Annotated in this window: 11 protein-coding genes; all 11 read right to left on the bottom strand. The window is 53.7% G+C overall.

Annotated elements, in window-relative coordinates:
• Positions 1-3 precede the first annotated feature (3 nt).
• Positions 4-1,050: a flagellar motor switch protein FliM gene (gene fliM / locus Q4491_RS09935; RefSeq protein WP_027253942.1), complete on the bottom strand. Its 1,047-nt coding sequence runs from the start codon at positions 1,048-1,050 to the stop codon at positions 4-6.
• Positions 1,051-1,057: 7 nt separating this feature from the next.
• Positions 1,058-1,546 carry a flagellar basal body-associated protein FliL gene (gene fliL / locus Q4491_RS09940; RefSeq protein ID WP_303457126.1) on the bottom strand — a complete coding sequence of 163 codons (489 nt, stop codon included), beginning with the start codon at positions 1,544-1,546 and terminating at the stop codon, positions 1,058-1,060.
• 71 nt (positions 1,547-1,617) lie between these two features.
• On the bottom strand, positions 1,618-3,078 hold the full coding sequence (locus Q4491_RS09945; protein WP_303457129.1) for a flagellar hook-length control protein FliK: 1,461 nt from the start codon (positions 3,076-3,078) through the stop codon (positions 1,618-1,620).
• Between the two features lie 99 nt (positions 3,079-3,177).
• On the bottom strand, positions 3,178-3,618 hold the full coding sequence (gene fliJ, locus Q4491_RS09950) for a flagellar export protein FliJ (protein WP_192014703.1): 441 nt from the start codon (positions 3,616-3,618) through the stop codon (positions 3,178-3,180).
• 36 nt (positions 3,619-3,654) lie between these two features.
• Positions 3,655-4,971, bottom strand: coding sequence for a flagellar protein export ATPase FliI (fliI, locus tag Q4491_RS09955; protein ID WP_303457135.1), 1,317 nt, complete (start codon positions 4,969-4,971; stop codon positions 3,655-3,657).
• Entirely contained in the window at positions 4,968-5,783 is an 816-nt protein-coding gene (fliH, locus tag Q4491_RS09960) for a flagellar assembly protein FliH (protein ID WP_303457138.1), read from the bottom strand. Before fliH ends, fliI begins: the two co-directional genes overlap by 4 nt.
• 18 nt (positions 5,784-5,801) lie before the next feature.
• Entirely contained in the window at positions 5,802-6,845 is a 1,044-nt protein-coding gene (fliG, locus tag Q4491_RS09965; RefSeq protein ID WP_046219526.1) for a flagellar motor switch protein FliG, read from the bottom strand.
• Positions 6,835-8,577 (bottom strand): flagellar basal-body MS-ring/collar protein FliF, encoded by a 1,743-nt coding sequence (gene fliF, locus Q4491_RS09970; protein WP_218383759.1) that lies wholly within the window; start codon positions 8,575-8,577, stop codon positions 6,835-6,837. The genes fliG and fliF overlap by 11 nt, the downstream gene beginning before the upstream one ends.
• 16 nt (positions 8,578-8,593) lie before the next feature.
• Entirely contained in the window at positions 8,594-8,905 is a 312-nt protein-coding gene (gene fliE, locus Q4491_RS09975; RefSeq protein ID WP_027253934.1) for a flagellar hook-basal body complex protein FliE, read from the bottom strand.
• Positions 8,906-9,022: 117 nt separating this feature from the next.
• Entirely contained in the window at positions 9,023-10,423 is a 1,401-nt protein-coding gene (locus Q4491_RS09980; protein ID WP_303457150.1) for a sigma-54 dependent transcriptional regulator, read from the bottom strand.
• Complete coding sequence (locus Q4491_RS09985; protein ID WP_303457152.1) at positions 10,420-11,478, bottom strand: PAS domain-containing sensor histidine kinase; 1,059 nt, start codon at positions 11,476-11,478, stop codon at positions 10,420-10,422. The genes Q4491_RS09980 and Q4491_RS09985 overlap by 4 nt, the downstream gene beginning before the upstream one ends.
• Between the last annotated feature and the right edge of the window lie 15 nt (positions 11,479-11,493).

Here is an 11,493-nt window from a genome sequence, read left to right on the forward strand (position 1 = left end):
GTATTAATCGTCAATCGGGTCAGTGGCGGAGAAAGTCGGACTCAATTCATCGCCATCCAGGAAGGCAAGGTCCGTTTTCACCGTATCTGGCCGCTTCAGTTTCTTGGAAATTTTTATCGCTACGTGATCGCCTGACTTACCCATTTTACCGCGGTAAGTCGGCAGGTCTTCAACATAGAGAGTGGCCGTTTCGGGCAATTCAATCGGTATAACATCGCCGGAATGCAGTTCCATCAGATCCCGCAGCGTCAGGTCAATATCGAGCAACTTGGCACGCAGATTCACTTCGACATCCATCACCTCATCCCGCAGGGCCTTGCTCCAGCGGACATCGGTATCCATTTTGTCACTCTGGACGCCGGCATCGAGCAATTCACGGATCGGCTCCACCATGGAGTACGGCATCACAACATGGAAATCGCCGCCGCCGCCGTCCACTTCAATGTGGAAAGAGCTCACCACTATCACTTCTGTCGGGCTGACGATATTCGCCATAGTCGGGTTCACTTCGGAATCCAGGTATTCGAACTCCACGCCCATTACGGGTGACCAGGCTTCCCGGTAGTCCTCAAACACCAGTTTCAGCAGCATCTGGACGATACGGCGCTCAGTCGGTGTGAATTCACGCCCTTCGATCTTGGCGTGAAAACGGCCATCGCCACCAAAGAAATTCTCTACCAGAATAAAGACCAGCCGGGCTTCCATGGTGATTAAGGCCGTGCCTTTCAGGGGACGAAAACGCACCATATTCAAACTGGTAGGAACGTACAGTGTGTTCTGGTACTCACCGAACTTGAGCATCTGTACGCCATTGATCGACACTTCTGCCGTCTTGCGCAGCATATTGAACAAACTGATCCGCATATGACGGGCAAAACGCTCATTGATAAGCTCAAGCGTCGGCATCCGGCCACGGACAATGCGGTCTTGCGATGAGAAGTCGAACGATATAACCCCAGTGCCTTCCTCTTGCCGGGGGTGATCATCCTCTACATCATCGACGCCATGCAGCAGCGCATCAATTTCGTCTTGGGTTAATAAATCAGTCACTGGGAACCTATTGCATTACAAAGCCAGTAAACAGTACCTGTTCGACCACAGGGCTGCCAGACACTTTCACCAGCGCAGACTGCACCGATTGCAGCGACTGTTGACGTAGTTCAAGCCGTCCGCTGGGAGAACGAAGCTGCTCCACACTGGCTGCACCGAAAGATTGAAGCAGGGTGCTTTCTACCAAAGGAATGTGTTGACGGGCCAGAGTATCATTCTCATCACCGCGTACCATGAGTTGTACTTTTACCTGTACCAGCCGCTGCTGGGTATCTCCCGTCACATTAAAAATAAAGGGATGCGGCAAAATCACATAATAAGCCGGTTCCGGCTTACCTGATAACTGGCTTGCCGACATGCCGTCACTATCAGCAGCAGACTGATCATCAGACAGAAAAAACCAGGCTGCTGCGCCCCCCAGAAGTACGGGGACCAAAGCAATTAAAATCAATAAAATGCGTTTTTTGCTATTTGTTGTTGCCGCTGATTCAGCCATATTTCCAATTCCGTTCGCGGGTCAATAATAGTCACTTGGGTGTCGCAGGATGCCAGCTATGCCACTGGAGGTCATGCGTAATAATCAATGCCGTCGCTTGGTTCACTGACAGTCACGGCAATCGCATTGCCATCGTCATCATCCTGTTGCGACTGGCCGCTCTGACCGCCTCTGGCCAAGCCTTCTTCACCCTGTTGGGTCCCGGTATGCTGGCCGGCAAACTGCTGATTACCGTCCTGTTGGACGCTGCCCTGGGTCAACTGGATACCTTGCTGCTGTAACAGCTCTCTCAGTCGCGGCATGGCCTGTTCAACCAGATCCCGGGTCTGCGCGTTACCGACATGAAACTGGACTGAAGCCTGGTCATTATTGATGGCCAGTTTTATCTGCATCCGGCCCAATTCAGGCGGATCCAGACGAATATCGACATGCTTGAGATTTTTGCTCATCAGCATCTGCACCCGCTCCGCCAGTTGCTCACCAGCCATCTCTTTTTGTAAAGGCAGTGCGGTAGGTTGTGCCTGCGCTTCAGCTCGCTGCATCGCAGCCAGTGAAGTAGGCTGCCCGGTGATCGCATTGGTGCCTGATGCTGCCCCCGTCGCCATCGCTTCTTTCTGCGCTGTATCCATCTGCAGTCCGGCATCAGCCAAAGCCGCCTGAAGCGATGCAGAGACGCCCGATTGACCGGCTCCGGCCTGATTAGCATTTGCACCTTCAGCCAGACCCGCTTCCCCGCCTTTGGCAGAAGCAGAAAGCCGGGCAATAGCATCACTGAGCCAATCTGGCTGTGTATCTCCTTCGCTGCCCGCCTTGGCGTCACCCTGAATAGCGGACTGAACCGAGCCAGCCACCAGCGTCAAGTCAGGTTTATCGCCTTTACCTTTGGCATCAGAAGCTGTCCCTTTAGTGACTGCCGCCAGCATCTCGGCAAGCTTACCCGACTGTCCGGCCGTCACACTGTCATCATCACCCCCACCCTCAGACAGATCACCAGTCTGAGCAAGTGTCTGAACGCCGGATTGGACAGAGAAACCCGGCGACAATAAGCCCATCTCCACCCCTTCCGTTTCGCTGCTTTCAGCTTCAGGTGGCAATTCTTTGCCATCCTTTGCCATTTGCAGCTGTTGGCTGGAGGCATTCAGTCTGTCTAACAGTGCTTCTGCCTCGGCGCGAATGCTTTCTTCAGTGCCCTCAGACTCAGGCTTGACGTTCTCCGCTGTCTGCGCGGGGTCGTCCGGCGCTTCCGATGTTTTACTGGCAGTCACTTTATCTGCATTTTCTTGCCGCTGGCTGTCTTTCGCCTTGTGTGTTTGCGCGGTATTGTCACTGGCTTTTGCCGGCTGCGCGTCAGACGATTCAATTTTTTGACGCTTAGTCGCCGTCTTATTTTCACTGTGGACGGCAGACTCAAGTCGTGATGAAAACCCTGACAGTCCCGGTTCTTCACGGCTGTCAGAACGAGCAGGCTTACCCGGCCGGACAGAGGATCCGGACGCGCTAAAATCGACAGAAATGCTGCTGGACGGTTTCATAGCTACCTTACACTGACAATTATTTGACGACCAAAGTCGTGGCTATACTCAAAACTATGCAAGAAGTGAACCAGCTCTTGAGTTGACTGCGATAAGCGACTAACACCGGCGGCGGGCAGATTGCAATGTGGCAAACTCATCCATTAACTTTTGCTCCTGACGCGCCAGACGCTGTTCCCGCTCTGTGTGTTTTTTTTCCAGCAGCCATTCAACCGACTTTCGTTCAGTACGGGCCTGTTGCCAGAACTCAGCGCATTTCTCTACCTGACGTTCAAATTCACGGCCGGCCGCTCCCTGCTGAACCAGAGTTTCGTCTAACTGACCCAGGAATTTATGCAGATGGCTGAACTGGCTGGCCGTCAGTCCATTCTGACCACGCTCGGTCAATTGCAGGCAGTAATCGTAGCGGTATTTTTCAATTTGTTCACGTTGCTGATAAAAGCTGTCCAAATCCCGCTTAGCCTGCTGAAGTGCCAGAAACGCGTTATGTTCTTTGTCTTTGACCTGTTCAAGAATCAGGTTCAGTGCCTGATCAGACATCCGCGCCTCCGGTCATGCCGCTTAGGTGTTTCATCCTCAGGCTCCCAGCGCAGAACGGAGCATGTTGACACACATGTCATAAGGAACCGACTCTTTCATTGTCTGCTGTAAGTACTGATCCAACCTGGGTTTTAACGTAAAGGCCTGGTCAATCGCCGGATCTGAGCCGGGTTTATAGGCGCCGATAGACACCAAATCCTGATTTTTGCGGCAAATAGACAATATCTGCCGAACCGCTTTCGACATCAGCATCTGCTCTTCATCCACTATGGCGGGCATAACACGACTGACGGAGCGTTCAACATCAATGGCCGGATAATGGCCGGCATCGGCCATCTCACGTGACAACACAATATGGCCGTCAAGAATCGCTCGTGATGCATCGGCGATAGGATCCTGCAAGTCATCGCCTTCGGTCAGCACAGTAAAGAATGCCGTGATCGACCCCTGATGATCGCCGCCATTGCCGGCGCGCTCAACCAGGGCCGGGAGCTTGGCAAACACAGAGGGCGGATACCCTTTGGTGGCCGGTGGCTCACCAATCGACAGAGCAATTTCACGCTGCGCCTGAGCAAAGCGAGTGAGCGAGTCCATCAGCAATAAAACATCTAAGCCCTGATCGCGGAAATATTCCGCCACGGTCAGAGCAGTCTGACACCCTTTCAGGCGCATCAGAGGAGAAGCATCAGCAGGGGCTGCCACCACGACCGCGCGCTGGCGGCCTTCTTCACCTAAGATCTCATCAATAAATTCTCTGACTTCGCGGCCACGCTCACCAATCAGTCCGACCACCACCACTTGCGCCGTAGTGCCCCGGGTCATCATGCCCAGAGTGACAGATTTACCCACCCCGGAACCGGCAAACAGGCCAATGCGCTGGCCTTTACCTACGGTCAGCAGCCCATTAATGGCTTTTAATCCGACATCCAAAGGTTCACTGATTGGTTTTCTTGCGAGAGGGTTGATGGGATCCGCATTCAGTGCGGCCCGGGCCGAGGTATAAATCTGTCCTTTGCCGTCCAGGGGATTTCCCATGCCGTCAATAACCCGGCCAAGCAACTCAGGACCCACCGGCAGGCCACCGTCGCTCATCACAGGCGTGACTTTAGCGCCGGGCATCACCCCGGTCAGCTGCTCACTGGGCATCAGGTACAGGGTGTCACCACTGAATCCGACAACTTCGGCTTCGATACTGCCCTGTACCGCCTCGACACGGCACACACTGCCAACAGGCGCCCGGCAACCTATGGCTTCCAGCGTTAAACCGACCACGCGCACCAGCCGTCCGGAGGCCACGGGGCGACAGGCTAGCCCCTGTAAGCGGTAGCTACCCAGCCGCTGCGACAGGGTCATTCCGCGGTATCCTGTGATGAACTGTCAGTAGAGCGCTGATTCATGCCCAGAAACTGGCTCAGCAGGTGACGAACGCGATCTTCCATTCGATAATCCACCGCAGAATCACCAGCACTGAGCTGGACATCACCGCGCTCAAGCCCCGGCTCTGCCAGCAACTGCCAGCGACGGTTATCCAGTTCCTGCTGGCTGTACGCGGCAGTTACCAGCGCAAGATCGTCCGGATGCAGTTGCACAGTGATCGACTGAGAGGCCAGCGGCAATGTGGCAATGGCTTCTCGTAACGTGGACAAAATAACCTGAGAATTGGTCTGCACTTCAACCCGGATTAACTCACGAGTCAGCACGCTGACCATCTCCACCAGCTGGCTTTCTACCTGCTGATCAACCTGCTGTAAGGGTTGGGCGAGTTTGTCAAAAACCTGCGTTAGATGAGCCACATGCTGATCAACCAGTTCCTGTCCGGCAGCCAGTCCTTCTTCCCGGCCAGCCTCCAGCCCTTCCTGATGACCGGCGGCAGCACCTTCCTGCCTTCCGGTTTCAAAGCCTTCAGCATGACCGGCAGCCCGGCCTTCGGCCATCCCTTCTTCATAGGCTGACTGGCGGATATCATCCAGATCGGCAGCGGTCAGTGGCAGAGGAGCCTGCTCCTCTTCCGGCACTTCTCTCGGGCGCCAGCCCGGATCATAATTTAATGCGTTCTCAACCGGGCCGCGATCTTCATCGCTATAATCGGGATAAGCCCAGCGTTCCAGTTCTTCTGCCTGGTGGCCACTCAGGCGGACAAAGCCCCGACGGCGTTCAATCGTCATTGTGCTTCCCCGGCTGAATTAGAGGTATTCATCCTGCCCACCGCCGCCATTCAGCATCAACTCGCCGGCTTCAGACAGACGACGGGCAATAGACAGAATTTCTTTCTGTGCTGCTTCCACATCGGAGACACGTATCGGCCCCATCGCTTCAAGGTCATCCATCAGCAATTCAGAAGCACGCTTGGACATATTGCGCATAATTTTCTCGCGCAACATATCGTCGGCCCCTTTGAGCGCTTTTTGCAGCAGTTCCTGAGGCACTTCCCGCAGCAGGCTCTGGATACCCCGGTCGTCCACTTCGGCCAGGTTCTCGAACACGAACATCAGGTCTTCGATCTGAACGGCCATCTCCTCGTCGTTCTCGCGGATCTGATCCATCAACAGACCTTCGATATTGTTGTCGAGGTAGTTCATGATATCGGCTGCCGCCTTCATGCCGCCAATTTTCGCGGCCTGAGCACCAGCCTGACCTGCAAACTGCTTCTCCATGATGTCGTTCAGCTCATGCAGGGCAGCAGGCTGAACTTCTTCCAGATTCGCAATACGCATCATCAGATCCAGGCGCACGCGCTCAGGGAACTGGGATAAAATCTCTGCCGATTGCTCAGGATCCAGATACGACAACACGATAGTCTGAATCTGCGGGTGTTCATTGAGAATGATGCTGGCCACCTGACGTGGATCCATCCATTTGAGAGAATCCAGGCCGCGGGAGCCACTGCCCATCAGGATCTGATCAACCAGATTATTGGCTTTATCTTCACCCAGTGCGGCGATCAGGGTATTGCGGACGAAGTCGGCGCTGCCCATGCCAATGCTGGTGTATTTCTGGATATCGGTCAGGAACTGGCGGTGCACAGCCGTCACCTTATCATTGCTCAGTTCCTTCATGCTGGCCATCGCCCCACCCACGCGCTGAACCTGCTTGGGTTCCAGGTGGCGTATGATGGAAGCCGCATCCTGTTCATTCAGACTGAGTAACAGGATGGCTGCTTTATCCGTTCCACTTAAGCTATTAATGTCGAACGGTTTTTCATCTGTAGTCGCGACTTCATTTGCCATCTTCGTATACCCAGTTCTTCACAACCTGAGCCGCCAGATCCGGTTCGTTGGCCACCAGTGCACGCACGGCTTTCAGCAAGTCGTCGTCTTTGTGCAGATTTGGCAGATCCAGGTTGTTATTGGTTAAATCGATACCGTCAACACCGTCCAGATCGGCCCCTATCAGATCTGAACCGTCACCCGCCATGATAGGCAGACCATTCTCATCCAGAGGTGTACCATCGGCAGCCTGGTTCGGATAGAGCAGTTTGCGCATGGCAGGGCGTACCAGCACCACCAGCACGACTATGATAACCAGCGCTGCAGCCAGCCAGCGAATCCAGGTATTGAAATTCGGGTGTTCCCAGATAGGCAAGTCGACAATGCGTTCTTGCTCCTGAGTGGCGAAAGGTACGGAAATCACTTCCAGCATATCGCCGCGATCCTGCAGGAAGCCAACCCCGCCCATCAGCAGACGACGGATTTTCACCAGCTCTTCTTCGGTCACCGGAATACGGGTCATTTCGCCGGTTTCCGGATTAAGCTGCGGCTTATAATTGACCGCCACTGAAACCGTCTGACGGCTGATAGTGCCGGTTTGCGAACGCTTATGACGGATAGTAGTATCCAGTTCAAAATTTCGCGTTGCTTCCCGGTGCACCGAGCCGTTGCCACCTTTACCGGTTTGTAAGTCAATCACATCCTGCGGTATCGCTGAATCCTGCGGCGGCTGATTACTCAGCGCGCCCGGAATACCCGCTACAGACTGGCCGTTGTTGTAATCTTCCAGCGTATATTCACTGCGGGTAGACGGCGTATTGGGATCAAAACGTTTTTGCGTTTCTTCCTGGGCACTGAAATCCATCGAGACATCGACCTGAGAGGTGTAGTTACCCAGCCCCAGGACAGGAATTAAGATTGCATCGATCTTTTCGCGCAAGGCTTGCTCTTGTTTGCGCTCCAGTTCGTATTCTTTCCGGCGTGCCGTGGCTGCCGGATCTTCAGTACCGGAGCTGAGCAGACGACCGTGTTGATCTGTGACTGTGACACGGCTGGGTTTCAGGCCCGGCACGGCGGTAGAGACCATATCAACAATGGAGTCCACTTCCTGCTGACCCAGCGTGCCACCTGTACTCAGGGTCAGAAATACACTGGCCGTCGCTTCCTGATTATGACGGACAAAAACGCTTTGCTTGGGCATCGCCAGCAGTACCTGCGCTTTGCGCACTTGTCTGATCTGCTCTATGGCTCTTGCCAGCTGACGTTCGCGACTCAGTTTCAGCCGTTCTTGTTCAAGACGCTGTGAAACACCAAATCCCATATCCTGCAGCAGGATATCATCACCTTCCGCCGTCGGGTTATTCAGTCCGGCACGGGTCAGCTCCAGCTTAAGTGCGCCGTATTTATCAGCCGGCACCCTGATGGTATTGCCTTCCAGCTGGTATTCAATTTGCTTCTGGTCAAAATGATCCAGAATCGGAATCAGCTCTTCAGTGGAGAAATTACCCAGCGGACGCATTTCCGGTTCTTTGAGCCAGGCGACGACCAGCACTATCAAAGCGACACAAATAGCCACTGACAGCACCAGAATAATCTGACGCAGCAAATCGAGGTTGCCCAGCATGCTGTCAACACGTGTGCTGGCACTCTTCTCTTCAAGATCCGGATTTTGCAGATCCAGGTCGCTGTTGGCAACGACAGGAGCTGCAGCACTACCCGCTATGGCGAGTTCGTTGGATGTTTGTTCCGACACTCACTTAATTCCTGAATTAAACCGGCATATTCATCAGTTCTTTATAAGCTTCAACCAGCTTATTTCTAACCTGGACGGTTGCTTCGAAAGCCACGCTGGATTTATTTCGCGCGATCATGACATCTGACAGCGAAATGCTGCGATCGCCCTGATCAAAACGACTGGTCATCTCACTGGATGTATTCTGTAATCCGTTAACCGTTTGTATCGCATCTTGCAGGGCTGCACCAAAATCAGCACTGACCTTAGCGCCAGTCGCCGGACGTGACGCATTGCTGGCTTCCATTTGCATTGCCTGCATTTCTGACATAAATCCGTTGACTTTCATAGGTTATCTCCGTGGTACTTTTTTGACACAATCTAAATTGATCGCATCTTAAAAGATAAAGTTGTGCAAGCTTAACGCCAAAAATATGAAATTAATCTGTTAATTCCGCTTTTATAGTCAAACTGGGATCTCGATTCCGGCGTCCCGCATCTTGGCTAATTTATACCTGAGCGTGCGCGGGCTGATGCCTAATCGCTCCGCCACTTCTTTTCGTTTGCCTTCGCAGGCCTGTATGGCTTCCAGAATAATGGCAAATTCCTGTTCGCGAAGTTCGCTGCCCAGGCTGTCAGCCCCTGACACACCAGGTGGTATCACATGTACCGATGTGTCGTTCACTTCCTGCGATGCCGCCGGAGCCAGGCTGATAGCATGCTGCAGGCTGTGTGAATCCATCCAGTCCATGCCTTCCAGCAAAATATGTTCGCCACCTATGTCGGCATCACCGGCCAGAATCAGTGCGCGCTGGACAACATTATCCAGCTCCCTGACATTACCGGGCCAACCATACTGAAGCAGTTTGGCTTGCGCGGCAGCAGAAAAGACCGGCGATGGCATGCCCTGTTTCTTGCAATGCCGATCAGCCAGGTGACTGGCCAGCGGCATAATATCGCCCGGACGTTCAGACAGCGACGGCCAGACAAGCGGAAAAACATTCAGGCGGTAGTACAAATCCTCCCGGAAATTTCCTTCCGCCACATATTGTTTCAGATCCCGGTTACTGGTGGCCAGCACCCGCACATCCAGTTTGATACTTTTCCTGCTGCCCAAACGCTCAACTTCTCGCTCTTGCAAGACGCGCAGCAGTTTCGCCTGCAGGTTCAGGTCCATCTCACTGATCTCATCCAACAAGATGGTACCGCCCTGTGCCTGTTCAAATTTTCCCGGACAGGCCTGAACCGCACCGGTGAAGGCGCCTTTTTCATAACCGAATAAGGTCGCTTCCAGCATATTGTCGGGAATGGCGGCACAATTGATCGCGATAAAAGGCCCCTCACGGCGCAGTGAGTGCTCATGGATGTATCGCGACATGACTTCTTTGCCCGAGCCACTCGGCCCGAGTACCATCACGCTGGCGTCAGTCTGCGCGACTCTTTCGGCCAGCGCCAGTAATTTCAGGCTTTTCTCATCAGCGGCTATCGCCTGGCTGCTGACCGCTTGCACAGGCGCGTAGCGGCTGACCATGTTCAGTAACACTTCCGGAGCAAAAGGCTTTGCCATGTAATCAATGGCGCCGTCTTTCATTGCCAGTACAGCATCTTCAATATTGGCATAGGCTGTCATTAGCAGTACCGGCAGTTTGGGCCAGTGTTGCTTGATATTTCGCAGCAGGCCCAGTCCGTCCATACCGGCCATTTGAACATCGGATACCACAATATCCACCTGCTCAGATTTCAACAGCAACAGGGCTTGTTCGGCACTGTCTGCTTCCAGCCACTGATAACCTGCCAGCGCCAGTGTATCCACTAAAGCTTCACGCAGACCTTCGTCGTCCTCAACGATCAGTACTCGGCTCGTCATTGCCTGTCTCCTGTTGCTGTTAATTCATAGTCTTGCTCATGGCTTTCTGCCTTAGGCAGGCTGAGCGTAAATGAGGCGCCTTCTCCCGGGGTGGAAAACAGCGAAAGGCTGCCATTGTGGGCTTTTGCCACCATCTGCACCACGGCAAGCCCTAAGCCTGTGCCTTGCTGGCGGGTAGTGAAAAAAGGCTCCAGCACTTTTTTCTGCATCTCAGGGGCAATGCCGGGACCGTTATCGGTAATGCCGAGGTGAATCATGTCGGCGTCGCAGTGTACCGACAAACAGACTTTGCATGCTTTGCCTGACATCTGAATGGCATTGGTGATCAGATTGCTGATCGCACTCGCCAGGGCATTCACATTACCCAGAACACTGGGGCTCTCATCATCACACTCAATCGAGAAATCCACCTGATTGGACACCACCTGGGCCTCTATCATGGCGTCCAGTTCATTGAACAAGGCTTCGAGCGTAAAAGGTGCCACCACTTTGTTATCACCGCCTTTGGCAAACAGCAGCATATCATTGACCTGCTTTTCCAGATCCCGCAACCTGTCCATCAGTTTGCTCTGGAACCTGTCGCGGGTTTGCGCGGTCAGCTGAGGCGCGGCCAGATTTGCAGCATATAGCATGGCACTGGACAGCGGTGTTCTGACCTGATGCGCCAGCGAAGCAACCATACGGCCCAGTGAGGATAAGCGTTGCATCTCACTGAAGCGGGACTGCAGCAGGCGGGTTTCTGTCATGTCAGTGATCACGATAAGCTGTCCACTGGCTGACGCGGAGATGGCCAGTTTGACTTTACGACCACTGCGTAAAGAAATTTCATGGCCGTCATCTTCCTGAGGCGCAAAGGCACGCTGTATGACATCCAGCCAGCGTTCCCCGGCCAATGGCTCTCCTAACAGGCGGACAGCTTCAGGGTTGGCCTCACATACCATTCCCATTCCATCGAGCAAGATCACGCCAGTCGGCATGACTTCAATCACTTGCTTATACCTGCTGACCTGTTGACTCAGGTTTCCCAGCGGGGAGACAGACTGCCCTTCTTCCACCTTACACCTACTTTC

Origin of the sequence: Photobacterium sp. 2_MG-2023 (genome assembly GCF_030547675.1) — a bacterium.
GTDB classification, from domain to species: domain Bacteria; phylum Pseudomonadota; class Gammaproteobacteria; order Enterobacterales; family Vibrionaceae; genus Photobacterium; species Photobacterium arenosum.

Bases quoted from the DNA above. Each gene is read 5' to 3' on its own strand.
- fliL (WP_303457126.1), bottom strand. From the start codon at position 1,546: ATGGCTGAATCAGCGGCAACAACAAATAGCAAAAAACGCATTTTATTG.
- Q4491_RS09945 (WP_303457129.1), bottom strand. From the start codon at position 3,078: ATGAAACCGTCCAGCAGCATTTCTGTCGATTTTAGCGCGTCCGGATCC.
- fliJ (WP_192014703.1), bottom strand. From the start codon at position 3,618: ATGTCTGATCAGGCACTGAACCTGATTCTTGAACAGGTCAAAGACAAA.
- fliI (WP_303457135.1), bottom strand. From the start codon at position 4,971: ATGACCCTGTCGCAGCGGCTGGGTAGCTACCGCTTACAGGGGCTAGCC.
- fliH (WP_303457138.1), bottom strand. From the start codon at position 5,783: ATGACGATTGAACGCCGTCGGGGCTTTGTCCGCCTGAGTGGCCACCAG.
- fliG (WP_046219526.1), bottom strand. From the start codon at position 6,845: ATGGCAAATGAAGTCGCGACTACAGATGAAAAACCGTTCGACATTAAT.
- fliE (WP_027253934.1), bottom strand. From the start codon at position 8,905: ATGAAAGTCAACGGATTTATGTCAGAAATGCAGGCAATGCAAATGGAA.
- Q4491_RS09980 (WP_303457150.1), bottom strand. From the start codon at position 10,423: ATGACGAGCCGAGTACTGATCGTTGAGGACGACGAAGGTCTGCGTGAA.